Raw genomic sequence first — 26,429 nt, 5'->3', positions numbered from 1 at the left:
CCTTGAGGAACATGACCAAGAGACATACCCACGTCGGCAAGCCCCGGCTGTTCCACCAGCTCATCGAGCCGCGAGCCTTGCTGGAGATGGCGGCGCTACCCTGGAACCTGCCCTTCCTCGCACGTGCGCCGCGAGGCGATGGCCACCCGGTGCTGCTGCTGCCGGGATTCATGGCGGACGAGGTGACGCTGGTCGCGCTCAGGCTCTTCCTGGAGTACCGCGGCTACGAGGTCCAGACCTGGGGCTTCGGGCGCAACGTGGGCTTCAGCAACCGGCATGCCAGCGCCCTCGAGCAGAAGATCCGCTACATGCACCACAAGAGCGGCCGGCGGGTGAGCCTCGTGGGATGGAGCCTGGGCGGCATGTTCGCCATGTACGGCGCGCACGAGGCGCCGGAGTGCGTGCGATCGGTGGTCACCCTGGGCAGTCCCGTGACCTTCGATCCCGCGGGAAGCCAGTCGCCGTCGCTCGTGAAGGCGCTCTACCGCCTGATCTCGCACCCGATGGGGACCGCGGCGCACGTCTCGCACCTGCGGGCCAAGAATTTGCGCCTGCCCAAGGCGCTGCCGGTGCCGATCTCCTGCATCTATTCCCTGACGGATGGCGTCGTGCCGCCGCAGGAAGCGACGATCGACGGCAATCGGGCCTTGCACGAAAACATCCGCGTGCCGGGCAGCCACCTCGGGCTGGGGTTCAACCCGATCGTGCTCTGGATCCTCGCGGACCGCCTCGCGCCGCCCGAAGGACAGTGGCGGCCTTTCGCGCCGACGGGCGTGATCGGGCGACTTTACCGCTTGCTGACCTACCGGTTCGCGCCTCCGGAGGGCGACGCTGCGCCGGCGTCTTCGCGGACGCCTGGCGCGCGCGCGCCAGCCCCAGGTATTCCTGGAAACAGTCGCGCACGCACTGCGCGAAAGCCTCCGGGTCGGGCATCTGCTCGCGGCAGGACGTGGGCGACACGATGATCTTTCCGTCGTAGCTCGTCACCGCGAAGACGAGGCCGAGGCCATCGTTGATCGGCATGATCGCGGAGAAGTACGTCATGCGCGCGCCGTTGAGGTAGAGCGGCACGGAAGGCCCCGGCACGTTGGCGATGGCGCAGTTTGCCAGCGGGGCGCTTCGACCCGCGCCTAGGAGCGCACTCCCCAGCAGCTTGCCGGTCAGCGCGAGCGTGGCGGCCGGAGCGTACGTGCCGATGTCCGTGAGTTCGCGGGCCCCGATCGCACGGGAAATGGTTTCCGACGAGGCTGTCTGCGCCTTGATGAAGGCGAGGCGCTTGACCGGATCCGCAATGTCCACGCCGAGCATGATGGGCACCCACTCCACGACCGGCCTGGCGCCGGGCCCTGCGGCGGGGTTGCGCACGTAGATCGGCGTAAGCGCCGAGAGGTCCGCTTTCGGCAGTTCCTCGTTGGCTTCCAGGTACCTTCGCAAGCCGCCGGCGCAGACCGCGAGCACCGCGTCGTTCACTTTCGCGCGTGGCAGCAGCCGGCAGATCTCCCGGAAATCGTCGAGCTGGAAGCGCCTCGTCTCGAATACCCGGTAGGGCGACACGACCGTGTTGAACCGCGTCGACGTGATCGGCTCCTGGCGCTGCAGCAGGTCGGTGGCGAAGGAACGCGCCGCATCGCCCACGCGCGTGACGGCGCTCCAGAGGGGCCGGGCGAGCCGCAAGGGGGAGGCGGCCGAGTGCAGGACGCTTCGGCACACGAGTTCGAGACCGCCCGGGGGCGACTCGGGGAACCACGGTTCGGGCGGCTCGGGTTTCGGCGGATGCGGCGTCGTGTCGTGCAGCAGCGTGATGATCTCGGTGCCCCGCTCGACGTCGATCGCCGCATGGTGCAGTTTGGTGAGCAGCGCGAAGCTGTCCTTCGGCAGGTCGAGCAGGCTGTCGAGGCCCTCGATGACGTAGAGCTCCCAGAGCGGGCGGTTCGGATCGAGCGGGCGCGCATGGATGCGCGAGGCCTGGATGCAGAACTGGCGCCAGTCGCCCGGCTTCGGCAGGGCGATGTTGCGCACGTGGTACTCGAGGTCGAAGTTCTCGTCCTCGATCCAGTACGGCTCGTCCAGTCCGAAGGGCACCCGGCGCAGCTTCTGGCGGAAGATCGGGGAGAGGTGCAGCCGGCTCTCGACGAGCGAGAGGATGCCCTTGAACCGCATCCGGCCTTCGGGAGCGGTCGATGGGTCGTAGATCTGGATGAGGCTCACGTTCGAACTGCCATGGGCGCTCTCGGAGGCGAGGAAGAGCGCGTCGTTTTCGCTGAGCCGGCGCATGATGAACCGATCATGCCACAGATGGGATCGGCCAAGCGCGAGGGCGGCTTGCCGGCCGGCACAAGGCGGCACCGTCGCGCGCCCTGTAGACTTCGATCGGGTCACCCGGGTCCGCCCGGATTCGAAAGCGGCCTCGTGCCGCCTGCAGCCATGAAGGATGAACGATGAGCGAAGCCCGTCTCAATCCCCTCGATGCCTCGTGGATCATCACGGAATCGCGTGCCGCGCCCAACCATGTCGGCGGCTTGCTTCAGTTCCGGTTGCCCGACAACGCGCCGAAGGATGTCCTGCAGCGGATGATGCGGGATTTCCGCAATCACAAGACCTTCGTGTCGCCGTGGAACCGGCGACTGAAGCACGCATTCAACATGAACCCGATGCCGGTGTGGGTCGAGGACGACGATATCGACCTGGAATACCACGTCAGGCATTCCGCGCTCCCCTGGCCCGGCGGCGAACGCGAACTGGGTGAACTGGTCGGCCGCCTGCAAAGCACGCCCATCGACCTGACCCGCCCGCCCTGGGAATGCACGATCATCGAAGGGCTGGCTGGCAGGCGCTTCGCCCTGTTCATCAAGATGCACCACTCGCTGATCGACGGGGTGAGCGGCATGAAGCTGCTGCAGCGCGGGATGTCCGCGGATCGCGCGAAGAGCCTGAAGATGCCGCCGTTCTGGGCCTCGGGCGCCCCGGCCGCGGACGGCGCCACGAAGGGCGCGCGCCCGGAAGCCGCACCGAGCTTTGCCAACGCGATCGGGGCGGCCGTCGAGGCCCTGCGCGGGCAGGCGCGCACCGTGCCGCAACTGGCACTGGCCTTCGGCAAGATCTTCAGGCGCGTGGGGCAGAGCGAGGACGGCCTGGCCGTTCCTTTCGACTCCCCGCGCTCCGTGCTCAATGGCCGCGTGCGCGAGAAGCGCCGCTTTGCCACGCAGCAATTCCCGATGGAGCGCCTGCGTGCCGTCGCCGCGGCTGCCGACTGCACGCTCAATGACGTGGTGCTGGGGCTGTGCTCGGGCGCCCTGCGTCGCTTCCTGCGGCAGCGCCATGCGCTGCCCGAGAAGACGCTCACGGCCGGAATTCCGGTATCGGTACGCCTGAAGGACGACGAGGGCGCCGGCAACGCGATCAGCTTCATCGTGGCCAGGCTCGGCACCGACATCTCCGATCCGGCCGAGCGCCTGGAGGCCATCAAGGCCTCGGTGCGCCATGCCAAGGAACATGTGCAGAGCCTGCCCAGGCAGGCCATGACCCAGTACACGATGGTGCTGATGGCGCCCACGGTCCTCACGATGCTCACCGGCACCGGGGGGCGCATCCGGCCGATGTTCAACATCACCATCTCCAATGTGCCCGGCCCCGACAAGCCGTTGTACTTCCGGGGAGCCGAACTGCTGGCCATCTACCCGGCGTCCATCGTCACGCACGGCCAGGCGCTCAACATCACCTGCCAGAGCTATGCGGGCACGATGAACTTCGGGTTCACCGGTTGCCATGCCTCGGTGCCGCACCTGCAGCGGCTGGCCGTGTACGCGGAAAAGGCCCTTCAGGAGTTGGAGGCGGCGGTTGGCGGCGGCGGCAAGTCCGCCAAGCGGGTCCGGGGCACGGCTGCGCGCGGCACTGCACGCAAGTCGACGCGCAAGACGGCAGCACGAACGCCGGGGACGCCGCCCCGGCCAGCGCCTCGCCGGCGCAAGCGCGTTGCCGCCGCGAAACCCCGTCGAGGCGCATCGCTCGCGTGACACGAGGGAACCGGCCGCCTACTGCGCGGCCGGATTGCCGCCTTCCAGCGTGCGCACGAACTGCCTGACCTGCGGGTTGTCGGCATCGACCGCCTGCAGGCGGCGCGCATACGGGAGCGCACCGGCCTTGTCGCCAGTCCCCGCGCGATAGGACGCCGCCGCGAACAGGATGTCGCGGTCGTACGGATGGCGCGCCAGCGCCGCATCCAGGGTCCGCAAGGCGTCCGCCTTCCGGCCGCCTTCGAATAGCGCCACCCCGTAAACATAGGCAAAGCGCGCATCGGCCGGCGCAAGGGTCGTGGCGCGGGACAGCTCGGTGATCGCTTCGGGCATGCGCTTCTGCCGCACGAGGACCAGCCCGAGCGCGTGATGGGCGCCGGCCGATGCGGGATCGCGCCTGAGGGCCGCGCGCAGCGTCTCTTCCGCGAGCTTCTCGTCGCCCCGTGCGCGGTAGAGATCGGCGAGATTGATCGCCGCCTCGATGAAGCCGGGATCCACTGCAAGCGCCTTGCGGTAGCCAGCGAGTGCGCCGTCGAAATCCCCGCGCGCCGCGGCGAGATTGCCGAGCGCCAGGTGCGACTCCGGGCGATCGGCGTTGAAGGTCTGCTCGGCGACGAACTCGGCGGTGGCGCTCTCCAGTCTTGCCTTTTCCACGGAGGTCCCGGCCAGCTCGCGCGCCGCTTCCATGCGCACCAGGCGCACGGGGTCGTCGAGCATGCGGGCGAGAACGCTCGCGCGCGTCGCTTCATCGGCGCCACCGAGGGCGGATACGGCGGCCGCTCGGACCATGGCGTCCGGATCGTCGAGAGCGCCCCGCAGGGCGGGAAGCGCCGCCGGCCCGGGATGCCGGCCCAGCCGCGAAATCGCGCTCGCGCGCACGATCGCGGGCTCGGCGCGATTGGCGGCGATGGTGATCAGCCGGGCGATGGCCGCGGGCTCGCCGCGATCGGCGCCGGCAAACGCCTCGGCGAAGTCCTGGAATCCGGGCTTGCGGTCCGGAAACCATTTCGCCATTTCCGCGGCTGCCCAGGCCGGCTTCCTGTCCTTGTGGCAGCCGTTGCAGGCGTTCGGCGTTCCGACCTTCGGCGACAGGTCGGGACGGGGAATGCGCATCGAGTGGTCGTGGCGCGGGTCGACCCCCATGTAGGTCGTGGTCGGCATGTGGCACGCCGCGCATTCGGCACCTTTCGATCCGGGCAGGTGATGGTGATGCGCGGCGGAATCGAACTTTGCGGTTGCGTGGCACTGCGAGCAGACGCCATTGCCCGGGGCCCGCAGCTTCTGGCTGTGCGGATCGTGGCAATCGGAGCAGGTGACGCCCTGCGCATTCATCTTGCTCTGCAGGAACGAGGCGTAGTTGTACACCTCGTCCTGCATCTGCCCGTCGGCATGGTAGAGGCCGGACTCGAGGAGGGCGGGGCGGAAGGCGTCCGTCAGGGGCTGGCCGGCCATGTGTGCGTCGGTGAACTGGCCGCGACGGGAGTGGCAGCGCGCGCAGACCTCGATTTCGCGCGCTGAATCGCGCGGTCGCGTGCGCTTGGCGCTGCCCGTGGCGGCGTCCGGGATCCACCCCATGCCGCGTCGTTCGTCGAGGGCCACCGTGAGTCCCTTGCCGGCATCGAATCGCTTCCAGTCGCTTTCCTTCCTGGCCCACGCCACATGGTTCGAGCCCGGGCCGTGGCACGCCTCGCAGTTCACGTTGATGTCGGTCCAGGTGGTTCTGAACGTGTTCGACTTCTCGTCGAAGTTCTTGCGCAGGTTCGTCGAGTGGCAATCGGCGCACTGGTAGTTCCAGTTCTGGTCGATGCCGGTCCAATGCAGGCGCTCGCCCGCCTTGACCTTCTGGCCCGGATAAAGGTGGAACCAGCGCTGGCCGCCAGCCGCCTTGGGACGGGCATCCCAGGCGATGCCCAGCGCCTGCTTGCGCCCGTCGGGAAAATCGACCAGGTACTGCTGCAGCGGCTCCACGCCAAAGGTGTACGAAATGCGGAAGTCGGCCAGTTTGCCGTCCGCGCCGTCGGTGTTGACGAAGAACTTCCCGTCGCGCCTGAAGAACGTGGACGTGACGCCGGCGTAAGTGAACTTCGCGTTCGCGAAGTCGCCGGCCATCGTCGCGTCGGTCGCAGGCTGCATCGCGCGATCGTGCTGGGACCCCTGCCAGGCCGAGAATTCCTTCGCGTGGCATTGGGTGCAGTTGCTGGCGCCCAGATAGGTGGCCGGGGCCGATGGCGGTGCCGAAGCGGAGTCCCTGTCCGCACCGCGAGAGGGCGCGCCTGCGCGATACAGGACTGTGCCGATGGCTCCCACCAGGATCAGCGCGGCCACTCCCCAGACGCGCCAGATGAGTGGCGGAATGCGAAGGTGTGCGCTCCCGGGAGCCGCAGCCGATGCGGATAGTTGCCCCGTTGCCTGGGATCCGCCCGGATGAGGCGGCGTTTCTCGATTCCTATTGCTCACTCAAGCCCCATCAGCCGACGCAGGGATGCGTCGCGGTCAGTACAGTCGTTGGCGCCATGGTACTTGGTTACGTTGGCGGTCAGCTCCAGCGCCAACCCGTCGCCAGCGCCTCGCCGCACGAATTGCCTCAAGGGATCCAGGCCGCGGTCGCCCGGTCAATCGCCGTCATCTCAACGATAGTGGCAGCGTATCCGGGCCGCGAGAAAAAGAAAAACCGGCAAATGCCTGGCGGCACTGCCGGTTGAAATCGCCGTACCTGGGGGAACGGCGGGGAAGACTGCGCGCGGGTTCCAATTCGAGCGCCACTGGCGCGATCCTCACGCCATGCACGCAAGTCTAGGAGAGGAATCCGGCGCGACTTTGACCGGGATCAAGCAGAGTGCGCGGGACCGGGGTCGACCCCGAATTCGCGGGCACGGTCCGAGAGGGCCCCTTCGATGCACGAGAGGGCCACGCCCGGGCCGTCCACGGCGCGCACACGAGCGGCATCGCGCTGGGCGCGGAAGTCCGCCAGCGAGATCGCGAAGGACCGGTTGAGCGCCGGGTCCTTGAATACGCATGCGCCCTGCACGGGGCTCAGCCAGTTGAGCCGCGCCCGCAGGTGCGTTCCGTCGTCGAGGGTGAACTCGAACCACGCGCCGCGCGCGAGGCCCTCGTCGAGGATTTCCGGGTTGGAGATGTGGAGCGTGGCCGTGACCTCGTCGGTGATGCCCTGGCCCAGCCCAGCGGTCGTCGTGATCGCGTTCGCTACCGCAGCGGGCGAGTGGCGGATCTGCGCGTGCAGGTGGTCCATTTCCGCCAGCCGCAGCTCGATCTGGGTCGGGGGAAGGTGCGCGCGGATGAGGCCTTGCCAGACGCGGTCGCGCACGGAAGGCACCAGCTCATCGAGGCGCTTGCGTTCGTCCGCCGTGCCCCGCGGCGTGAGGGTCCACAGGAGGTCGTCCAGTGTCTGGAGATCGGCATTCCATCTCGTGCTGCCGAGTCCGGTGGAGCGGTGGGCCTGGACCAGCACCGGGCGCCACATCGGGTAGACGAACTGCGCGGACACCTCCGTGATTTCGGCGGCGGAGATGCGGTGCGCGAGTTCGAGCGCGGAGTCCCTGATCGCCGCGCGTTCCTCCTCCTCCCGGCGCACCGATCTCACCACGGCGTCGCTCTCGGCGAGGACATCGTCGTGGCGCTGTGCGAGCGCGGCGAGCCGGTCGCGGGCCGCGGCGAACGTGGCGGGATCGTGCCGATCGCTGGCGAGAAGCGCCTGCGTCTCCTCGGCCAGCCATTCTTCCGGAAGCCGGCCCTCGACGTGATGGCGCGAGGCGTCCGCGGTGCCCAGTTCGGCCATGGCGTCGATGAGGCCGCGAACGGGGTGGCCCGGGTCGGTGAAGAAGCGCCGGTCCGCGAGAGCGGACCGGCGCACCAGGGGCTGCAGTCGCACGAGTTGCGTCTTCGCGGCATTCGAGAGGTGCGGATCGGCGACGAGGCGGCCGAAAACCGCGGCCACGAGGTCGGTCACCAGCGATTCCGGGGCGGAGGCGCTGGCCAGCAGCCGGTCGAACAGGTTTGAGGTGGGCGGAGGCGCCGCCGGGGCGGCAAGAGGTACGGGTGCAGGGGGCGCCGCGGGCCGCGCCCGGGGCACGGCAGGACGGGCGATGGCGGCGGGGTCGGCCGTATCGGGTGTGCCCGAATGCGAGACGGCGTGCACGCCGGGAACCTGTTGCGGAGCGCCGTAGCTGCGCCGGAAATCCGGCAGCACGCCCTGCGAGGCGAGCATCGCATTGGTGTCCCGATAGGCAGTCGCCACTGCCTGCAACAGGGTCGAGTCGTGGGCCGCGAACGTTGCGAGCCGCGACACGGTGTCCGGGGCCATCTCGGCGAGCACGTCGAGAAGGGCGCGGGCGAACACGCGAGGATTCACCGGGCTGCGCTCGTCGTCCACCGTTTCGACGCCCATCACGACGGCAAGGCGCGTGTTGAGGGCGTAGAGCTCGTCACCCGTCGCCTCGCGCAGGCGGCGCGAGGTATTGCCCACGGCGATCTCCTCCTGCACCTCATCCTCGGTGACGAGGGTCAGGGCGGAGGCGGTGAAACGCGCCGTTTTCGAAAACAGGTCGGGCTCGGGGGAAAGCTTCGCGTCGATGCGCTTGCGGACCGCGGCATCGAGCTTGTCGCGAAAGTGCGGCTTCAGTGCGCGCAGAGCCTCGATCCCGTCGTGAAGCGGGCGCAACTTCTCGCGATCCTTGGAGTGGTCCAGCTGGTGCTGGAGCACCGCCACTACGGCAGCCCCATCCTCGTCGATCGCGAGCGCAAACTGGCCCGCGAGGCAATCACGGGTTGCACTGAGCAATGCCGGATCGGCGGGCGCAGGGGGCATGGGACACATCGCTTGGTTGTGCCCGCGAAGTGTAGGCCACCGGCGCAAGCTCGGCTACAACCGGGGTCAGTGCCCCAGCCGCATCGCGCTCGGCCTGGAGGACACGCGCAATGCACGCCTCGACCTTTTCAGCCGACGGCTTGACGCGCGAGTTCATGGTGGCACCTCCGGGGTTGCCCCCTTACCCTAGCCCTCCGGGAGGGAACGCTTTTGACTGGGGTCAACGGAACCGGCGGGAGAAAGGTCCGGCCAAACCGGATAGAATTCGTCACTTCCCCGGCGTTCCCGACCCTGTCATGTCCGCTGCCTTGCCTGCAACCAGTTTTCGCCAAGACGCGACGGTGATTTCGCTCGTGGGGTTCGTCCACAGCACGTCGCATTTCTTCCACTTCATGATCCCGCCGCTGTTCCCCTGGCTCATGGCGGAGTTCGGGCTTTCGTTCACGAAGGTCGGCCTGGCGATGACGGTGTTCTTCGTGGTCTCCGGCGTGGGGCAGTCCCTTGCGGGGTTCGTGGTGGATCGCTTCGGGGCGCTGCGGGTGCTCGCCGGCGGGATTACGCTGCTTTCGGCCTCGGGCCTGGTGCTCGCTTCCGCCAGGAATTTCGAGATGCTGCTCGTGGCGGCCATGGTGGCGGGACTGGGCAACAGCGTCTTTCACCCTGCGGACTACACGCTCCTCAACCGGCGCGTGTCCACGCCACGGCTGGGCCACGCGTTCTCCGTGCACGGTCTCTCGGGGAGCCTCGGATGGGCGGCCTCGCCTGTGCTGATGATCGCCGTGGCGGGCGCGTGGGGATGGCGGGCTTCTGGAGTGGCTGCGGCGCTCGTGGGACTCGCCGCGCTCGCGATCCTGCTGTTCAACCGCGGGCTGTTGCAGGACGCGCCACTTGCGGTCGCGGACTCGAAGCATGCCGCCGGGGGAAGGCTCGCGTTTCTGCGCGTGCCGGTCGTGTGGATGTGTTTCGTTTTCTTCTTCTTCACGGTGATGGCGTTCGGCATCCTGCAGAACTTCGCAGCGCCGATCTTCGAGCGCAGCTACGGCCTGTCGCTCGCGCTCGCCACCTCGGGACTCACCGCCTACCTGCTGGGTTCGGCGGCCGGGACGGGCACCGGGGGGTTCTTCGCCTCGCAGAGCAACACGCAGGAACGAAACGTGGCCGTCGCACTCGGCGTGGCGGCGTTGTGCGCGATCGCGCTCGCCACGGGCATGGCGCCTGCCTGGGGGATCGTGGTCCTCATGGGCATCATGGGGTTCGGCGCAGGATTCTCCGGGCCGTCGCGCGACATGCTCGTGCGCCGCGCGGCCACCAGCACCTTCGGCCAGGCTGCCTTCGGGCGCATTTACGGCTTCGTCTATTCCGGCATCGACGCGGGGCTCGCCTGCGCGCCGCTCCTCTTCGGGCCGCTCATGGACGCGGGGCGCTACACCCAGGTCCTCTGGGGCGTAGCCATCCTGCAAACGCTCGCCATTGTCACGGCCCTCAACGTTGGCTCCCGCTCGCGCGGGTAGGTTGGGGACGATTCGCCGGAACCATCCGCAAACCCTGTCCCCAAGCGCACTTGGCGTAGATCAAGGGGCGCTGCCTCCGGAGCGCTAGCATGGGTCGATTGCCAGGAGGACGACGATGGACCGGACTGCCGACGGAAGCGACTTCATCCAGAACCGCACCTACGAAGAGATCCAGGTCGGAGACAGGGCCGAGCTCAGGCGCACGCTGCGCCAGGAGGACATCCAGCTCTTCGCCATCGTGTCCGGCGACGTGAACCCCGCGCACCTGGATCCGGAATACGCCGCCTCGACCCCGTTTCACGAGGTGATCGCGCATGGCCTGTGGGGCGGCGCGCTGATCTCCAGCCTGCTGGGCAACGAGCTGCCCGGCCCGGGAACGGTCTACATCGGGCAGACGCTGCGGTTCTCACGTCCCGTGAAGGTGGGCGACGTGCTGACGGTCTCGGTGACCTGCACCCGCAAGGTAGATGACAACAAGCACGTGTTCTTCGACTGCCTGTGCGCCAACCAGGACGGCAGGAAGGTCATCTCCGGCGAGGCCGAGGTGCTTGCGCCCACCGAGAAGGTCCGCCGCCCGCGCGCGACGTTGCCGTCGCTGTCCATGTCCGCTGTCGCCGCCGCCGTCACCTGAGTTGTAACAATGGGGTCAGGTTCGCGAACCTGACCCCATTATTACAGGGCGACGCCAGACGCTGGCGAGCCAGGGCTGCTGCTCGCAAGGCAGGCCGGGCGGGCGGTAGTAGTGCTCGAGTTCGAGGAAGCCGGCGCCGGTCATCGCCGCGCGCCAGGCGTCCAGGTCGTGATAGGCGCCGTACCGACCCCGGTTCCAGCCTTCTTCGTTCGTGCCTCTCGGGTTCGAGCTGAACAGCACGCCGCCAGGCTTGAGAGTCGCGTGCAGTTGCCGCAGGACACGCGCAAGATCCGCGGTCGGCACATGGAACAGGGAGGCGTTGGCGAACACGCCGTCGAATCGCGCCTGCGGCAGGTCGAGCGCGAGGAAGTCCTGACGCCAGACCTCGCATCCCGTCCCGGCGCGCGCCATCTCGACGAAGCGCGCCGCGCCGTCCAGCCCGATGGCCACGTGTCCCAGCGCAGTGAAGGCGGCCAGGTCGCGCCCGGGGCCGCAGCCGAAATCCAGGATCGTGAATGGCGGGGCGCCCTCGATGTGGCGCAGGAGCGCGGCGATGTTCTGGGTGACGTCGTGGTCGCGAGTGCCCTCGAGAAAACTCTCTGCGTTCCTCTCGTAGTGGTCGAGCGTGCCGGAGGAGATCACCCCGGCGGGCTGGGGCGTCGGTTCGCTCACGGGGCAGGCGATGGCGGCGCCTCGGCGTCGCGCGCGCAGGTCCCGGGCCACAGGACGCGGCCCTGCTCGATTTCCTCGAGGAACCAGCGATGGAAGCCATTCGCGAGCAGCCATTCGATCCGGTCGCCGCGCCAGAAGATGCGTTCGCGCTCGAAGCCCGTGCTGGAATCGAGCGCCTTCAGCCATGCACGCAGCCGGTCGAGGTCGGCTGCGAAGACGGGAAGGGCCGCCAGTTGCCTGAGCCAGGCCGCGGTGAACGGAAACCGCTTGGCGTCCGCCCCCAGACGCATCGCTCGCGTCGCGTACAAGTTGGGGAAGAGCGCGATATCCGCAATCGACATCGCGCCGCACAGGAACGCGCGGCCATCCGCGAGTGTTCCTTCGAGCGCCGAGTAGAGCGAGGCGAGGTCGCGCGCGGCTGCCTCGCGCAGCCCCGGCGGCGGCTCGTCCGTCCGGTGCGCCCAGCTCCAGAGCGAGACGTCCACCACGATCGGGTCGAGCACCGTGTCCGCGACGCGCTCCCAGTGGCGCATCCGCGCCCTTTCGGCCGGCGCGCCGGGAAGGACCGCGGGCTCCGGGTACGCATCCTCGAGATAGGCCACGATGTGCGCGGAATTGGCGATCACGGTGGCGCCCTCGACCAGCACCGGCACCTCGCGACGCGGGTTCACCGCCTCGAGGGCGGCGCGATTGTCCTCGTGCAGCCCGTCGGTGAACTCGAAGGCGAGGCCCTTGAATTCCAGGACCATGCGTACCTTGCGTGCGAAGGGACTGAAGGGATTGCCGAACAGCCGCAAGGCGCTCACCGGCGCGACGTGTGCGACGCGCAGGCGACGAGATGGTCGTCCACCAGGCCCACCGCCTGCATGAAGGCATACGTGATGGTGGAGCCCACGAACGTGAAGCCGCGCTTCTTCAGGTCCTTCGAAAGCGCATCGGACACCGGAGTCGACACGGGCACATCCCGCATAGACTTGCGGCGGTTCACGATCGGAGCGCCGCCGACGAAGCCCCGCACGAAGGAATCGAAGCTGCCGAATTCCTTCTGCACGGCAAGGAAGGCCTTCGCGTTCTTCACTGTGCCCACGACCTTGAGGCGATTCCTCACGATGCCCGGATCGAGAAGGAGCTTTTCCACTCGCGCGGGCGTGAATCGCGCCACCTTTGCCGGGTCGAACTCCGCGAAGAGCCGCCGGTAGTTCGCGCGCTTGGCGAGGATGGTGGACCAGGAAAGACCGGCCTGCGCCCCTTCCAGGATGAGGAACTCGAAGAGCACGCGGTCGTCATGCACCGGCCGGCCCCACTCGCGATCGTGATAGGCGATGTAATCGGGCGAGCCGAGGCACCAGGGGCAGCGCATGTCAGTCAACGGGATTGCTCCTCAGGCACTGCTCTTCTGCTTGCGGCGCCGGCGCTCGTCGCGAAGCCCGGCCAGCACTTGCGCGGGCTCGAGTTCCCGGATCGCCTCGAGTTCCGCAAGCTTTTCCGGGTTGACTCGGTAGGCCGAACCGGAACTCGTGCGCTTGAGGAATCCCGTGTCGACCACGAGCCGTCGTAGCGTCACGTGGTCGATTCCATAAGGCACGGAAATCGTTTCGAGCCAGGCCTCGAGACCGTCGTTCACCTCGCTCTCGGGAAAGGTCGCCTCAGGGTCGAATCGCGAGGCGGCCAGGGCCGCGAGGAGCGCCTGGTCGGCCGGGCGCTTCGGCACCGCGGTCACGGGGCCGTTGGCCAGCATTCGTTTCAGCGCCTTGAGGGCGGAATCGCGAAGCATGACGGGCGAAATCATCCCTCGAAAACCCGCGTCATCTCCGCGATGTCGAACCAGAGGCAGGGGGTGATCGGTCGAAGGCTTGCCATGGGCTACTCCTGCTCGAGAGGGGCGTCGGGACTCGCGTAAAGGGGGGATTCTAGCGAAGCGGGCGGTGCGCCGTCAGGAATAGCGGGTCCTGCTGCGAAGCTCGTAGTAGACGACAAGCAGCAGGACGAGGGGCGCGGCGAACCCGAATGCAAACGGCGCAAGCCCCATCAGCCGGTCGACCCAGCTCGTTTCCAGGGCCAGGGTGGACCAGATCACGTACGCAATGGGCAGCACGGTAAAGAGCAGCGTCGGGAGGATGAACCAGAAGCTGCGCTTGCCACCCGCTCGCGCCATGCGGGCGGAAAGGAACGAAACCGCCATGACCGCCAAGGCCGATAGGGCCCCCCATGCCGCCCCGAACGCGCCTGCGATGAGCGTGCCGACCTGATGAATGAGGAGCAGCGCGATGACCGTGGCAACGAGGTATCTGAGGGTCTTGTCGGACAAGGGATGGTCCCGGCCAGTGGGAATTTCGGTCGTCGGAAATCAGCGGCCGACAGCTGCACCGTGCTTGCGCAGGAAAACGTGGGCCGCGCGTTCGCCGGTAACGGACTTCGCGCATTCGTAGCCCAGCGCGCGCATGTCGATTCCGTTCAGGAGATGCTCCCCGGAGCCGAGCAGCACGGGCCGCATGGCCAGATGCACCTCGTCGACCAGGCCGGCGCGCAGATACTGCCGAACGGTGGCAACGCCGCCGCCGAGGCGGACGTCGAGGCCGCCCGCCGCAGCGTTCGCCTGCTCCAGGGCGGCGTGAATGCCTTCGGTGACGAAGCGAAACTCCGTGCCCCCCGCCATCTTGAGGGGAGCCCGCGGGTGATGCGTCAGCACGAAGACGGGCTTGTGATACGGCGGCTCGTCGCCCCACCAGCCCTTCCAGCTTTCGTCCGGCCACGGGCCGCGGACGGGGCCGAACATGTTGCGTCCCAGGATCCAGGCGCCGATACCGGCAAAGCTCTGCTCTGCCATTTCATTGTCGACGCCTGTCTCTCCATCATCCTGGCCGTGCATCTTCCGCCAGGCGCGGGTGTGCAAGAAGTACTCCATCAACTCGGGCCCGCCGACCCCCAGGGGGTTCCTGAGATCCTGGTTCGGTCCGGCACCGTAGCCGTCGAGGGAAAGCGCGAAGCTCAGGACGCGAAGTCTGGACATGACATTCCCCGATTCGAGCGCGTAGTCAGGTTTGGCCCGGCGCAGGCTTCGCGTAGGCATCCGGATTGTGCGCCTCCATCATGCGTGACGGCTTTGCCAATGGGGTGAACCCGTACCGGGTGTACAGCCCGTGCGCGTCACGGGTGGCGAGCAGAAACCGGCGAAGGCCCTGAAGATCGGGATGCTGGAATACCGAGTCGAGCAGCAGCCGGGACACGCCCTTGCCTCGGTGTTCCTCGAGGACGTACACATCAGCAAGGTAGGCAAACGTTGCCTTGTCGGTGACCACACGGGCGAACGCGACCTGCTCGCCGTTCAGGCGGACACCGAAGCACATCGAGTTCCTGGCTGCCCGGTCGACGACCTGGACAGGGATTTCCGGCGACCAGTACGTCTTCGACAGGAAGGCGTGGATCGCATTCACGTCCATATTTTCGTAGCCGGTGAGCAATTCGTAGGGGGGCATGGGTTGGGGAATGACGGCGCGTAACGATTGAGCTAACGGGCGGCCCGCTTGCGGGACGTCCCGAATGAGCGACCCGGTGGAAGATGCGCATGCGCGTCCACATAGGCATCCAGTACCTGCCTCATCATGGCCGTTCAGAATCCGATCTCGTGAAGGAATCTCTCGAATCCGGGCTTCCATGAGCCGGGGTTGCCGGTGAAGATTCCGTGGCCGTTGTCCTGGTACGGCGGGAGCTGAATGAACCGGGCCTTTCCACCCGCCGCCACGAACCCGTTGAACCATTCCCTGGGCAGCTCGGGGCCCCAATAGCGGTCGTTCTCGCTGTAAAGCCAGAGAGTCGGCACCTTCGAGGCTGCCCCGTAGTCCCTGTACAGCGCTTTCAGGCGATGGGCGCTGCAGGGATTGCCGGGACGGTCGGTCGGATTGCCACCCCCGCCGCCGGCAAAATTGACTGCGCCGGCAAGTCCGGGCAGCGGCCTCGCCGATAGCGCTATCGACGTCATCCCGCCAAATGACTGCCCCACCACGATGCCACGAGACAAGTCGACGTACGCAAGCCGTTTGGCAGCCTCCAGGACGGCAGCCGTTTGATCGGCAGCCGCGGCATAGACCGGCCCGAAATCCCTGTTGTCGCAACGCCCGGAATATTCGACATCGATCCCACCGGAGTCTCCATACCCTGCCCGGGTGGGAACGAGGACGACAAAGCCCAGGGAGACGAAATACCGCGAGTTCCCGGAGTAGCGCTGCCGCTTCATCGCAGCAAAGCCGGATGGCGATGCGGGCCTGCCGTGATTCAGGATCAGGTACGGCGCTTTCTCCCGCTGGGTGTCGCGAAAGACGGTGACCTTGATCGGCTGATTGACCTCCTGGCCGTAGATCGTCTTGACGCTGACGGCCACCTCCATGACTTCCTCCACGACAGCCGCGGGTGAGAGGCTTGGTACGCAAAGAGTTGCCAGCAGAAAGGAGAGGGTCAGGCGCATGCGGGGTATCGGGTGAGCATACCGGCGCCCGAGCCACGCCGATACCTGCCCCGGCGCCCGCGCGGGCCTGCAGCGCGACCTTGGAGCAATGCGGCCATCACTGGCGACCACGCCATGAATCGACGAGGCGCGCTTGCCAGGAGCTTCGCCAATCATCGTCAAAGTCTGGCCAGCAGCACTCCAGTGCCGCCACAGCTCCGACCGCAGAGCATCCGAAAACCGCCTCGCTTGAATCGATGCCACGGAACACATCCATATCCGATTGAATCAGAAGGTGTTGCAACGACCGATTGAGACCGCCGTCACGCACTCAATCTTTCGAAGCACGATGATATCCGGCGTCATCAGAAGCGAAAACCGGATGCGCTATCCCCGCCACCGCAAGAGGTACGGCGCTTCCACAAGCCGGTACGAAGCCGTGGATACCAGGATGACCACAGCAAACCACAATGGAAACGCGAGCCAACCCCTTGCCCCCGGCAAATTGGCGTTGAACAGAAGCAGCGCCGGCAGGTGGTAGAGGTACGCGGAGTAGCTGATCCTCCCCAGCGCCGCCAGCGGCGGCGCCGCCACGATTCGCGAAAGCCCCGGCGAAGGCCACGACACCACCGAGGCGAACGCGGTCGCGATGAGCAGGGGGAAAATGATCCACCCCAGCGAACCGAGGGTCGAGGTGCCGTACCGAAGAATGACGCCGAGACCGGACACGGCGCCTGCCGCGATCGCGATCGGTATCCACGCGGCAATGCCCGAGGAAACGGTTCGCCGCCGCATCATCCACGCTCGCCCGGCCAGGATTCCCAGCGCGAAGTGCAGCGACCAGGCCGGAAGCTGCGTCTCGATGAGGTGGCGCACCGCCTTCTCCGTCACGCCCGCCTTCGCCCCGAGTTTCAGGTACGCGGCGGCGAGAAAATCGAGGTCGTTCCATGCGAGCCACCGCCATCCGGCTGCAATGACCGCGGCGGCAAGCAAGCTCCTCCACGGCCAGCGCACGAAGAGCGGGGCGATCATGGGCAGCAGCAGGTAGTACTGCACCTCGATCGCGAGCGTCCACAACGCCCCGTTCACGGTCATCGAGGAAGACGTGAGGGGTGAGGTGTAGTGCAGGAACGTGAAATGCGCCCCGAGGTTGCCCATCACGAACGGCGTGGACTCCATCCAGATCCGCGGGTACACGAGGGGCAGGACCACGAAGAACAGGATGACCAACTGCACGTAGTAGGCGGGGACGATCCTGCGCGCCCGCCGGAAATAGAACGTTCGCCAGGCGGGTGCCGGCAGCCCCGCCCGCGCATGGCGGAACCAGGGCAGCGTGAGAAGGAAGCCGGTGATCACGAAGAAGAGGTCCACGCCCAGGTAGCCGTTGAAGGCGAAGGCCTCCAGCGGCGGCCAGGACTTCATCGCAGCCACAAACGCGTCGCCGGGCATGCCGTCTCGCAGGACGACATAGTGGAAGACCATGACCCACAGCACGGCCACGCCGCGCAGGCCCTCCACCGCCGGGATCTGGCCCACTTCCGAGCGCACGGATTCCGCGGGGGCGGTCCAGGCCGCGACGGGCGTGGCGACGACGGCGCTCAAAAGCGGATCCTTTCCGAATAGCCCGTAAGCTCGAGGTAGCCGCGCCCCTTCGCGCCGTCTGTCGAAGCGGCATCGACGGCGCCTTCCCAGTAGAGCGTGCCGGTGGAGCCGCGGGCATCCATTTCCTGGTCGTCCATCATCGGTGTGACGGTCCAGGTGGCTCCCGCGACGTCGATCGTCATTTCCACGGGCCAGGTGACGCCGGTGCGCGGCGATCGCCACGAGCGCCGCGGCGTGAACTTCACCTCGTTGCGGGCGAAGGTTCGCACCCTGCCGTCATCGCGCATCGTGGCCGCGGCCCAGGCCGTCCCGCCCGCCGCGTCGCGAAGGCGGAACGCCATGAGCGCGCCGCCGCCTTCGAGGTTGAGTCCCACCCAGTCCCAGCCGACCGCATCTCCGGCGAGGATCTCGCTGGACCACTCGTGGTCGAGCCACGCGGAGCCCTTCGCCTCGGTGCGCTCACCGGCGATGGTCACCGTGCCCGACACCGCGAGGTGGGGCTCGCTGTAATACGCGCTCGCCTGCGAAGGTTGCGGGCCCTTGCGGCTGTAGCCCGCCTCGCCCTGCGCAAGCACGGGCTGCGTCGGTGTCATCACGAGGTCCAGCGCGAAACCCTCGCCGGGAATGCGCGCGAGGTAGCGCCCGTCCACGCGCTTGATCGACCAGTCGTCGATGAAGACATCCGTGTCGCCCTCGCGGGCCTCGGCCAGCGCCGGGAAAGCCCGCGCGATGCGCTGGTCGTGGCGCAGCTTCCCGTAGGCAGGGTCGGCCAGCGCCGCATGCGCGAAGAGCAGCTGCCTGGGCGCGAAGCGGGAGGGGTTCGCGTCTGCCTGCCGGTTGCGCAGGCGAAAGAACGTCACCTGGAATCCCAGCGGCCCGCGCGGCGTGTCGAGGTGACCGGTCGCGTACCACCACTCGATGCGATGCGCGGGATGCGCGCCGTAGTCGGCGGGGAACGCGAGCTTGAGCCCCGGAAGGACGCGCGCATAGTCCGCCGTATTTGCCGCTGCGGCGAAAGCGAAGAGGGTGAGGAAGACCGCGAGCCTACGCATCGTCCTTCACCGCATGCACCGCTTCGCGCGCCACGGCCGCCCGGCCTGCCGCCGCCGCGCCCAGCGCGCATAGGGCGATCACCGTGCCGGCCAGCGTGGCGAGCGCCAGCCAAGGCCAGTGTATTTCCATGCCCCAGTGGAACGACTGCCGGTTCACGACGCGCACGAGGACCACGCTCACGGCGGCGCCGGCGACGAGCCCCAGGGTAGCGCCGACGAATCCCGCCGCGCCTCCCTCCAGCGCGAGCAGCCGCAGCACCTCGCCGCGCGCGAGTCCGAGGTGGCGCAGCACGCCGAACTCGCGGCGGCGCGACCACGCGAGCGCGGCGAAGCTCGAGGTGATGCCCGCCAGCGCGATGAGGATGGCCACCGCCTCCAGCGCGTAGGTGGCGGCGAAGGTGCGGTCGAAGATCGCGAGCGATCGCGCGTGGATGAAGGTCGCGTCGTGGATTTCGGCACCCGGCACCTGCGCGATCACCGTGGCGAGGCGCTCCTCGACCACGCGGGCGTCCGTGCCTGGCACGAGGTGGATGGCGACGTCGTTGGCGAGCAGGTCTCCCGTCAGGGCGCGGTAATCGCGCAGGTCTAGCATCAGGGCGCCCCAGGTGCGCGTGTAGTCGCGGTAGACGCCGGCAATGCGGAAGGATGCCCGGCGTCCCGCCATGGGCACCTCGATCTCCTGACTCACTCGCCAGCCGAACAGGTCCACCGATGCCTCCGAGATCCACACCGGGGTGAGTCCGTCGCGCGCCGGGACGGTGGGTGGGTCCACCTGGAAGCCCTTCAGCAGCGCCGCGTCGACGGGCCTCGCCATCACCGTAAGGGGAGAGGAATATCCGTCGAGCACCAGCCGGTCGAAGCGGATCGGGTCGATCCTTGCCACGCCGGGGACGGCGGCGATCTTCGCCTGCGCGTCGGGTCCGAACACCACCGCCTCGCCCTGCGGCGCCGCGCGCGCGAAGAGATCCGCGATGAGCACTCCGGAAACCCAGCCGTCGAGGGACACGCGAAACGAGAAGACCATGATGGCCATGGCCCCGGTGAGCGCCACGCTCACCACGATGCCCGACACCATTGCCGACAAGTGGCCGGGGAGGCTGCGCACCTGGGCACGGGCGAGCGTTCGCAGCGGCGCGTCGCTGGCGGGGAACCAGTCGAGGAGGATGCGCGCGGCGGGTCCCACGGCCATCACGCCCGCGGCGAGGGCCAACCCGATGGCGAGGTAGCCGCCCACCGGGATCTCGCCTGCCGGCGGCAGGATTGCGGCGAGGGCGGCGGCGATCGCGAAGGCGGCCGGCCAGGACCAGCCCCCGGGAGGCGAGGGCAGGTCATGGTGGCGGTCCTTGAGCGCCTGGGCGGTATCGAGGCGGGCGAGGGGACGCGAAACGGCCAGGGCCGCGGCCACCGCCGTGGCGACCCCGAGCAATGCGATGACGGCGAGCGCCTGCGCGTCCGGCGCAAAAGTCCCGCCCGACCCGGAGAAGAAGCCGGCGCCCAGGTCGTATCCGAACCGCTGCAGCATCGCGCGGCTCGCGGCCAGCCCGAGGGCGGTGCCGGCGGCCGCGCCCGCGGCGCCGAGGACGGCCCCCTCGAGAGCGAGGAACGCCGCCACTCCTCCCGCGGTGACGCCCATCGCGCGAAGCAGCGCGAACTCCTGCCGCCTGCGTGCCGCCTGGAGCGCGAGCGTGGAAAAAACGAGGAAGCCGCCGGTGAAGAGCGCCATCAGGGCGAGCGCCGTGAGGTTCACGCGATAGGCGCGGGTCAGCCCCGCGGTTCGCGTGGCGGCTTCATCCGGGCGCGAGAGCATGACTCCCGGCGGCAACAGTGCGGCGAGTTCGCGCAGGGCTTGCTCCCGGGGCGCATCGGGACGAAGCCGCAGGTCGATGCGATGGATGAACCCCAGGCGGCCGAAGGCGAGCTGCGCGGTCGCGATGTCGACGACCGCGATGGCGCCTGCCCCCTGCAGGGCTGGCAGCGTGCCCGCCATCCTCAGCTTCACGCCGCCGTCGGGGCCGCGCAGGACGACCTCGTCGTTCTTGATTTCACCGAGCTTGCCGAGGGCCGCGGGCGTGAGGAAGGCCGCGTTTGCATCGAGCACGGTGGGCACGCCCTCGGGCCGCAGGGTCGCGCCCTGCGCCAGGAACCCGGGCTGCAGGCGCGCGGCACGGAAGGGATCGATGCCGAGCACGCGTATGGTTTCCTCGGCACCGGCCGCGCGCACGTCGAGCTCGACCACAGGGGAGGCTACGGCGACGGCGGGATGCGTCGCGATTGCCGCGTACACGGCGTCGTCGAAACCGTTGCGCGGGCCGCGCACCTGCAAATCCGCCGTCCCGGAGAGGAGCCGCGCCGCGCGGTCGATTTCGTCCAGGGCCGAGGCGTGCAGCGTGTGGACCGCACCGGCCAGCGCCACGCCGAGCGCGATGCAGGCGACGGCCAGGAGCGAGCGCCAGCGGTTGCCCGCGAGGGAGCCGCGAAGCAGCGTAATGGCGAGCGCGGCGTTCATGCGGGCCCGAGGTGGCGGCCGGTGAGGCGCAGGACCCGGTCGGCGCAGGAAGCCGCCACCTCGGAGTGCGTGACGAGCAAGCCCGCGGCACCTTCGCGCTTCACCGCAGCCTGCAACGTGGCGAGCGCCCCGGCGGCATTGGCCTCGTCGAGATTGCCCGTGGGCTCGTCGGCCAGCACGAGGGAAGGCCGGTGCACGACGGCGCGCGCGACGGCCACGCGCTGCATTTCGCCGCCCGAAAGCGAGGCGGGCCGGCGCTGTGCCCGGTCGGCCATCCCCACCGCATCGAGAGCAGCGAGCGCGCGCGATTTGCGTTCCGGTGCGGCCACGCCGTTCAGGAGCAGCGGGAGCCCCACGTTTTCCTCGACGGTGAGGTAGGGCAGTAGGTGAAAGGACTGGAAGACGAAGCCGACATGGCGCCGGCGCCAGCGGGCGAGGGCGTCGTCGTCGAGCGAAGTCACCACGGTGTCTGAAACCACGACGGTGCCCGCGTCGGCGCGGTCGAGGCCCGCGACGATGTTGAGGAGCGTTGACTTGCCCGCCCCGGATTCGCCCAGGATCGCGACGAGCTCGCCCGGAGCGACGGCGAGGTCGATCGCTTCGAAGAGCGGGGCGCCCCCCGGCCAGGATTTGGCTAGGCCCCGGACTTCAAGCATGGACGGGGACGCGCTAAAACCAGGCGATGATGCCGATGGCCGCGAGGATCGCCGTGAAGATCGCCATCTGCTGGCCAAGGCCCCCCCATTGCGACTGGTGCTCGACCTCGTGGCCGTTGGGGCCATGCACGTGTACGCCGTGTCCGGACATGCGGGGTGCTTCCCTTCCTGGAGGGTGTCGCGCGGGCCTACTGCCCGCTGATGTAGCTCTCGAGCTGCGAGATGGTGAAATCCTGGTCGGCGATGATGTCGGAAACGATGTCGCGGACGGACACCATGCCGACCACGCGGCCTTCGTCCAGCACCGGAAGGTGGCGGATGTTCTTTTCCGACATGAGGGCCATGCAGTCGCGGCTCTTGGCGCGAGGGCTCACGCAGACCACGTTGGCCGTCATGATCTCCTCGACGCGGGTCGTCTCCGAGGAGCGGCCCTTGAGGATGACCTTGCGCGCGTAGTCGCGCTCCGAGAGGATGCCGACGAGGCGATCGCCCGACATCACGATGGCGGCGCCGATATTCTCGCGCGCCATCACCATGATCGCTTCGAGGACGGAGTCCTCGGGCTTGACCGACACCATGCGCGAAGGCTTGGTTTTCAGCAGGTCCGTGACGTTTCTCATCGCGTTTCCTCCTCGTGGGTCTGTTCGGAAGCGAGTGGTGCCTGCCGCGGCTACATGTTGGGATAGTTGGGACCGCCCCCGCCCTCGGGCACGACCCAGTGGATGTTCTGCGTCGGGTCCTTGATGTCGCAGGTCTTGCAGTGCACGCAGTTCTGGGCGTTGATCTGCAATCGGGGATTCTGCCCGTCCGTGACGATCTCGTAAACGCCTGCCGGGCAATAGCGCGTTTCCGGGGCATCGTAACGGGCGAGGTTGATGGAGATGGGGACCGAAGGGTCCCTGAGGGTCAGGTGCGCAGGCTGGTCCTCCTCGTGCGCGACGTTCGAGACGAAAACGGAGGAAAGGCGGTCGAAGGTGAGCACGCCGTCGGGTTTCGGGTACGCGATGGGGGCGCACTCGTCCTTGGGGCGCAGCGCCTCGTGGTCCGGGCCAGGGTGGTGCAGGGTCCAGGGTGCCTTCCCCCGAAGACCACCTGGTCGATGCCCACGAGCAGAGATCCCGCGACGAGACCCCGCGACATGAGGGGCTTGAAGTTGCGCGCGCGGTGCAGCTCTTCGTGCAGCCAGCTCTTCTCGAAGGCCTCCGGGAACGCCTGCAGCTCGTCGCGGGAGCGACCGGCGGCAAGGGCCTCGAACGCCGCCTGCGCAGCGAGCGTTCCGGACTTGATCGCGGCGTGGGTTCCCTTGACGCGCGCAGCGTTCAGGAACCCCGCGTTGTCGCCCACCAGCACGCCCCCGGGGAAGACCAGCTTCGGCAATGCCTGCAGCCCGCCGGCATTGAGGGCGCGAGCTCCATACGACACGCGCCTGCCGCCCTCGAGAAAGCCGCGGATGGCCGGATGCGTCTTGAAGCGCTGGAATTCCTCGAAGGGCGAGAGGTAGGGGTTCGTGTAGCCCAGCCCGACGACGAGCCCCACCGACACCTGGTTGCCCTCGAGGTGGTACATCCACGAGCCGCCATAGGTGTCGTTTTCCAGGGGCCAGCCGGCGCCGTGGATCACGAGGCCAGGCTGGTGCTTCGCCGGATCGATCTCCCAGAGTTCCTTCACGCCGATGCCGTACACAGCCGGGTCGCGGCCTTCGCGCAGCCTGAAGCGCTCCTGCAGCGACTTGCCCAGGTGACCGCGGCAGCCCTCGGCGAATACTGTGTATTTCGCGTGCAGTTCCATGCCCGGGGCGTAGCGCGCGGTCTTTTCGCCGTTCTTGCCGATTCCCGCATCGCCCGTGGCAACACCGAAGACGCGGCCTTCATCGTCGAAGAGCACCTCGGCCGCGGCAAAGCCCGGGTAGATCTCCACGCCGAGAGCCTCGGCTTCGCTGCCCAGCCAGCGGCACAGGCTGCCCAGGCTCGCGGCGTAGTAGCCCCGGTTCGTGAAGCACGAGGGCAGGAGCCAGTCGGGCACCTTCGTGGCGCCGGTTTCCGACAGGAACAGGAACCGGTCCTCGGTCACCGGCTGGTTGAGGGGGGCGCCCTTCTCCTTCCAGTCGGGGAAGAGTTCCGCCAGCGCCTTGGGATCGATGACCGCACCCGAGAGGATGTGGGACCCGATCTCGGCCCCCTTCTCGAGGAGGCACACGGTGACCTGCGTTCCCCGCTCGGCGGCCAGCTGCTTGATGCGGATGGCGGTAGCGAGCCCCGCAGGTCCGCCGCCGACCACGACGACGTCGTATTCCATGGATTCGCGGATCATTCGGGGCTCCGTACCCGGTCGCATCGGGAACTATTGATATGGCTCATGTTGGGATAACGGGACGTCTTTCTAATACCGGGAATGCCCGGGAGGCAGGCCGAAGCGTATTCAAGGGACAGTGCCTCGGGCACCCCCCGAATCGGGGTGGGATGGCCGCGCAGCGGGAAAGATAGACTGGGAGAACGATGGGACCCTGGGCGATTACGGTGTTAATGATAGCGGGGTTTGGCGGCTTCGCCGTCCTGGCCTGGCGCAAGGTCGCCATCTTCCGCGCGCTGCAGCCGGAAGTGCGCTGGGACCATCCCGCCGGGCGTCTCGGGCGCGTGGCCACGATGGGATTCCTGCAATCGCGCATGGTGGCCGGCGAGTGGAAGCCGGGGATCATGCACGCGGCGATCTTCCTGGGCTTCTGCGCGCTGCTCGTGCGCAAGCTGCACCTCATCGTGATCGGCTACGACGCGCTTGCCATCATCCCCGGCGTGGCGGGCGCGGCCTACGCCGCGTTCAAGGACTTCGTCGAGGTTGCGGTGCTGGCCGCCGTGGCCTACGCGTTCTGGCGGCGCTTTGTGCTCAAGCCCCGGCGACTGGAGCCCAATCGCGAGGCGATCCTCATCCTGTCGCTCATCGTCGTGATCGTCGTGTCGGATTTCCTCTTCGACGGCCTGCGCTTCGTGATCTTCGCGGGCAGCCCGGGCATCGACCACGAGCGCGCCTACGCCCCGGTGGGGGCGGCCGTGGCCACGCTCTTCGCGGGCGCCTCGCCCGCCTCGCTCGCGATCGGCCTGCAAGTGTCGTACTGGGTGCAGATGCTCACGGTGTTCTCCTTCCTGGTCATCCTGCCCCTGGGAGAGCATTTCCACATCGTGACGGCGCTGCCCGCGCTGTTCGTGGCGCGCGATACTCCGCTCAACCGCGTGCCGTCCGTCGACCTCGAGGCCATCATGGCCGACGACGCGGGCGAGGACATGAAGGTGGGCGCGAAGACGGCCGCGGACCTCCTCTGGACGGAGGCCTTCGACCCCTTCACCTGCACCGAGTGCGGCCGCTGCAAGGATTCGTGCCCCACGTTCCTCACCGGCAAGCCGCTCGCCATGAAGTGGGTGAACGATTCCCTCAAGCACCACCTGCTCGAGAAGCGCGAGGCCATCCTCGAGCGCAGGGTGGGCGAGCTTCCCGCGATCGTGGGCGAGGTGATCAAGGAGGAGACGCTCTGGGCCTGCACCACCTGCGGCTACTGCGAGCGCTCGTGCCCCATCGGCCTCGAGCACCTGGGGCGCTTCTACCGCCTGCGCCAGCACCAGGTGATGATGGAAGGTGCATTCCCGCAGGAGTTGAAGGCGGTATTCGACGCCTACGAAAGCCAGTCGAACCCGTGGGGGCTGCCGGCGGACACGCGTGGCGACTGGGCGAAGGGCCTGGGCGTGCCGGTGCTCGAAAGCGCGGAGCAGGCGAAGGAGATCGACTGGCTCTTCTACGTGGGCTCGGCGCAGTCCTTCGATGCCCGCGCGCAGAAGACGGCCACGGCTTTCGTGAAGATCCTCGAGGCCGCGGGCGTGCGCTTCGCCATCCTCGGCGCCCGCGAGGGCTCCACGGGCGAGTGCGTCCGCCGCGCCGGCAACGAGATGCTCTTCCAGTCCCTCGCGAAGGCGCTGGTGGAGACGATGAACGGCCTGGGCGTGAAGCGCATCGTCACCTGCGATCCGCATGCCTTCAATTCGCTCGCCAACGAGTACCCGGAGTTTGGCGGGAACTACGAGGTGGTGCACCACACGCAGCTCATCGATCGCCTCATGGCGCAGAAGAGAATCGCCCCGCGCCGGATGTTCGAGGGCGTGGTGTATCACGAGCCCTGCTACCTCTCGCGCCACAACGGCGAGTACGAGGCGCCACGGCGCGTGCTGGCCGCCGTCTCCCGCGACACGCCGCCCGAGTTCGCGCTGACCCGCGACAAGGCGATGTGCTGCGGCGCCGGGGGCGGGCGCATGTGGATGGAGGAGCACACGGGCAAGCGCATCAACGTGCTGCGCGCCGAGCAGGCGCTCGAGGTGAAGCCCCGCGTCATCGCCACCGCCTGCCCGTACTGCGCGATCATGCTGCGCGACGGCGTGGCGCAGCTCGGGCGCGCCGAGGACGTTCCGACGCGCGATGTCGCGGAACTGGTGGCCGAAGCCCTCGAGGCACCGGCCTGACCCGCGTGCGCCGCCGGCATC

General features: G+C 68.1%; 21 protein-coding genes and 1 pseudogene. 4 read left to right on the top strand and 18 right to left on the bottom strand.

The annotated features are described in order from the left end of the window. Positions 1–693 precede the first annotated feature (693 nt). Positions 694–2,274 (bottom strand): wax ester/triacylglycerol synthase family O-acyltransferase, encoded by a 1,581-nt coding sequence (locus IPP91_03145; protein MBL0141068.1) that lies wholly within the window; start codon positions 2,272–2,274, stop codon positions 694–696. Between the two features lie 164 nt (positions 2,275–2,438). Here IPP91_03145 and IPP91_03140 point away from each other — a divergent pair, with 164 nt between their 5' ends. Continuing rightward, positions 2,439–4,013: a wax ester/triacylglycerol synthase family O-acyltransferase gene (locus IPP91_03140; GenBank protein MBL0141067.1), complete on the top strand. Its 1,575-nt coding sequence runs from the start codon at positions 2,439–2,441 to the stop codon at positions 4,011–4,013. Positions 4,014–4,031: 18 nt separating this feature from the next. On the opposite strand, the gene IPP91_03135 is transcribed toward IPP91_03140, so the two are convergent. Both IPP91_03135 and IPP91_03130 read right to left on the bottom strand, forming a co-directional pair. Continuing rightward, positions 4,032–6,338 carry a tetratricopeptide repeat protein gene (locus IPP91_03135; protein ID MBL0141066.1) on the bottom strand — a complete coding sequence of 769 codons (2,307 nt, stop codon included), beginning with the start codon at positions 6,336–6,338 and terminating at the stop codon, positions 4,032–4,034. Positions 6,339–6,840: 502 nt separating this feature from the next. Beyond that, a complete protein-coding gene (locus tag IPP91_03130) occupies positions 6,841–8,838 on the bottom strand; it encodes a DUF1631 family protein (GenBank protein MBL0141065.1) in 1,998 nt (665 codons plus the stop codon). 296 nt (positions 8,839–9,134) lie between these two features. Here IPP91_03130 and IPP91_03125 point away from each other — a divergent pair, with 296 nt between their 5' ends. Continuing rightward, complete coding sequence (locus IPP91_03125) at positions 9,135–10,349, top strand: MFS transporter (protein ID MBL0141064.1); 1,215 nt, start codon at positions 9,135–9,137, stop codon at positions 10,347–10,349. A 115-nt stretch (positions 10,350–10,464) separates the two neighbouring features. Next, positions 10,465–10,980 (top strand): MaoC family dehydratase N-terminal domain-containing protein, encoded by a 516-nt coding sequence (locus tag IPP91_03120; GenBank protein ID MBL0141063.1) that lies wholly within the window; start codon positions 10,465–10,467, stop codon positions 10,978–10,980. Between the two features lie 15 nt (positions 10,981–10,995). Here the strand turns inward: IPP91_03120 and IPP91_03115 are convergent, their stop codons facing one another. The 15 genes and pseudogenes from IPP91_03115 to IPP91_03045 form a co-directional block, all read right to left on the bottom strand. Continuing rightward, entirely contained in the window at positions 10,996–11,766 is a 771-nt protein-coding gene (locus IPP91_03115) for a methyltransferase domain-containing protein (GenBank protein ID MBL0141062.1), read from the bottom strand. Next, the gene (locus tag IPP91_03110; GenBank protein MBL0141061.1) at positions 11,649–12,458 is read right to left on the bottom strand and encodes a glutathione S-transferase family protein; all 810 of its coding nucleotides are present in this window, start codon (positions 12,456–12,458) and stop codon (positions 11,649–11,651) included. The genes IPP91_03115 and IPP91_03110 overlap by 118 nt, the downstream gene beginning before the upstream one ends. Further along, positions 12,455–13,012, bottom strand: coding sequence for a DNA-3-methyladenine glycosylase I (locus IPP91_03105; GenBank protein MBL0141060.1), 558 nt, complete (start codon positions 13,010–13,012; stop codon positions 12,455–12,457). The genes IPP91_03110 and IPP91_03105 overlap by 4 nt, the downstream gene beginning before the upstream one ends. Before the next feature lie 21 nt (positions 13,013–13,033). Continuing rightward, positions 13,034–13,441, bottom strand: a complete 408-nt coding sequence (locus IPP91_03100) for a DUF2087 domain-containing protein (GenBank protein ID MBL0141059.1) — start codon at positions 13,439–13,441, stop codon at positions 13,034–13,036. Between the two features lie 144 nt (positions 13,442–13,585). Then, positions 13,586–13,960 (bottom strand): hypothetical protein, encoded by a 375-nt coding sequence (locus IPP91_03095; protein MBL0141058.1) that lies wholly within the window; start codon positions 13,958–13,960, stop codon positions 13,586–13,588. Positions 13,961–13,999: 39 nt separating this feature from the next. Further along, positions 14,000–14,662 carry a dihydrofolate reductase family protein gene (locus tag IPP91_03090; protein ID MBL0141057.1) on the bottom strand — a complete coding sequence of 221 codons (663 nt, stop codon included), beginning with the start codon at positions 14,660–14,662 and terminating at the stop codon, positions 14,000–14,002. A 25-nt stretch (positions 14,663–14,687) separates the two neighbouring features. Beyond that, positions 14,688–15,128, bottom strand: a complete 441-nt coding sequence (locus IPP91_03085) for a GNAT family N-acetyltransferase (protein MBL0141056.1) — start codon at positions 15,126–15,128, stop codon at positions 14,688–14,690. 134 nt (positions 15,129–15,262) lie between these two features. Then, complete coding sequence (locus IPP91_03080; protein ID MBL0141055.1) at positions 15,263–16,114, bottom strand: alpha/beta fold hydrolase; 852 nt, start codon at positions 16,112–16,114, stop codon at positions 15,263–15,265. Positions 16,115–16,480: 366 nt separating this feature from the next. Then, positions 16,481–17,695 carry an acyltransferase gene (locus tag IPP91_03075; protein MBL0141054.1) on the bottom strand — a complete coding sequence of 405 codons (1,215 nt, stop codon included), beginning with the start codon at positions 17,693–17,695 and terminating at the stop codon, positions 16,481–16,483. Next, entirely contained in the window at positions 17,692–18,747 is a 1,056-nt protein-coding gene (locus IPP91_03070; GenBank protein ID MBL0141053.1) for a carotenoid 1,2-hydratase, read from the bottom strand. The genes IPP91_03075 and IPP91_03070 overlap by 4 nt, the downstream gene beginning before the upstream one ends. After that, positions 18,740–21,253, bottom strand: coding sequence for an FtsX-like permease family protein (locus IPP91_03065; protein ID MBL0141052.1), 2,514 nt, complete (start codon positions 21,251–21,253; stop codon positions 18,740–18,742). Before IPP91_03065 ends, IPP91_03070 begins: the two co-directional genes overlap by 8 nt. Continuing rightward, complete coding sequence (locus tag IPP91_03060; GenBank protein MBL0141051.1) at positions 21,250–21,909, bottom strand: ABC transporter ATP-binding protein; 660 nt, start codon at positions 21,907–21,909, stop codon at positions 21,250–21,252. The genes IPP91_03065 and IPP91_03060 overlap by 4 nt, the downstream gene beginning before the upstream one ends. Before the next feature lie 13 nt (positions 21,910–21,922). Then, positions 21,923–22,060, bottom strand: a complete 138-nt coding sequence (locus IPP91_03055; GenBank protein MBL0141050.1) for a hypothetical protein — start codon at positions 22,058–22,060, stop codon at positions 21,923–21,925. A gap of 37 nt (positions 22,061–22,097) precedes the next feature. Beyond that, positions 22,098–22,529, bottom strand: a complete 432-nt coding sequence (locus IPP91_03050) for a CBS domain-containing protein (protein MBL0141049.1) — start codon at positions 22,527–22,529, stop codon at positions 22,098–22,100. A 50-nt stretch (positions 22,530–22,579) separates the two neighbouring features. Then, positions 22,580–24,219, bottom strand: a pseudogene (locus tag IPP91_03045) (electron transfer flavoprotein-ubiquinone oxidoreductase). 212 nt (positions 24,220–24,431) lie between these two features. Here IPP91_03045 and IPP91_03040 point away from each other — a divergent pair. Next, a complete protein-coding gene (locus IPP91_03040; protein ID MBL0141048.1) occupies positions 24,432–26,408 on the top strand; it encodes a (Fe-S)-binding protein in 1,977 nt (658 codons plus the stop codon). Positions 26,409–26,429 lie beyond the last annotated feature (21 nt).

It is taken from the genome of Betaproteobacteria bacterium (assembly GCA_016720855.1).
Classification (GTDB): Bacteria; Pseudomonadota; Gammaproteobacteria; order Burkholderiales; family Usitatibacteraceae; genus FEB-7.
This window is presented reverse-complemented; position numbering and strand designations above follow the sequence as displayed.

Excerpts from the sequence above, each read along its gene's own strand:
- IPP91_03145 (MBL0141068.1), bottom strand. The coding sequence starts at position 2,274 with ATGCGCCGGCTCAGCGAAAACGACGCGCTCTTCCTCGCCTCCGAGAGC.
- IPP91_03140 (MBL0141067.1), top strand. The coding sequence starts at position 2,439 with ATGAGCGAAGCCCGTCTCAATCCCCTCGATGCCTCGTGGATCATCACG.
- IPP91_03130 (MBL0141065.1), bottom strand. The coding sequence starts at position 8,838 with ATGCCCCCTGCGCCCGCCGATCCGGCATTGCTCAGTGCAACCCGTGAT.
- IPP91_03125 (MBL0141064.1), top strand. The coding sequence starts at position 9,135 with ATGTCCGCTGCCTTGCCTGCAACCAGTTTTCGCCAAGACGCGACGGTG.
- IPP91_03120 (MBL0141063.1), top strand. The coding sequence starts at position 10,465 with ATGGACCGGACTGCCGACGGAAGCGACTTCATCCAGAACCGCACCTAC.
- IPP91_03115 (MBL0141062.1), bottom strand. The coding sequence starts at position 11,766 with ATGGCTGCTCGCGAATGGCTTCCATCGCTGGTTCCTCGAGGAAATCGA.
- IPP91_03105 (MBL0141060.1), bottom strand. The coding sequence starts at position 13,012 with ATGCGCTGCCCCTGGTGCCTCGGCTCGCCCGATTACATCGCCTATCAC.
- IPP91_03100 (MBL0141059.1), bottom strand. The coding sequence starts at position 13,441 with ATGATTTCGCCCGTCATGCTTCGCGATTCCGCCCTCAAGGCGCTGAAA.
- IPP91_03090 (MBL0141057.1), bottom strand. The coding sequence starts at position 14,662 with ATGTCCAGACTTCGCGTCCTGAGCTTCGCGCTTTCCCTCGACGGCTAC.
- IPP91_03085 (MBL0141056.1), bottom strand. The coding sequence starts at position 15,128 with ATGCCCCCCTACGAATTGCTCACCGGCTACGAAAATATGGACGTGAAT.
- IPP91_03080 (MBL0141055.1), bottom strand. The coding sequence starts at position 16,114 with ATGCGCCTGACCCTCTCCTTTCTGCTGGCAACTCTTTGCGTACCAAGC.
- IPP91_03070 (MBL0141053.1), bottom strand. The coding sequence starts at position 18,747 with ATGCGTAGGCTCGCGGTCTTCCTCACCCTCTTCGCTTTCGCCGCAGCG.
- IPP91_03065 (MBL0141052.1), bottom strand. The coding sequence starts at position 21,253 with ATGAACGCCGCGCTCGCCATTACGCTGCTTCGCGGCTCCCTCGCGGGC.
- IPP91_03060 (MBL0141051.1), bottom strand. The coding sequence starts at position 21,909 with ATGCTTGAAGTCCGGGGCCTAGCCAAATCCTGGCCGGGGGGCGCCCCG.
- IPP91_03055 (MBL0141050.1), bottom strand. The coding sequence starts at position 22,060 with ATGTCCGGACACGGCGTACACGTGCATGGCCCCAACGGCCACGAGGTC.
- IPP91_03050 (MBL0141049.1), bottom strand. The coding sequence starts at position 22,529 with ATGAGAAACGTCACGGACCTGCTGAAAACCAAGCCTTCGCGCATGGTG.
- IPP91_03040 (MBL0141048.1), top strand. The coding sequence starts at position 24,432 with ATGATAGCGGGGTTTGGCGGCTTCGCCGTCCTGGCCTGGCGCAAGGTC.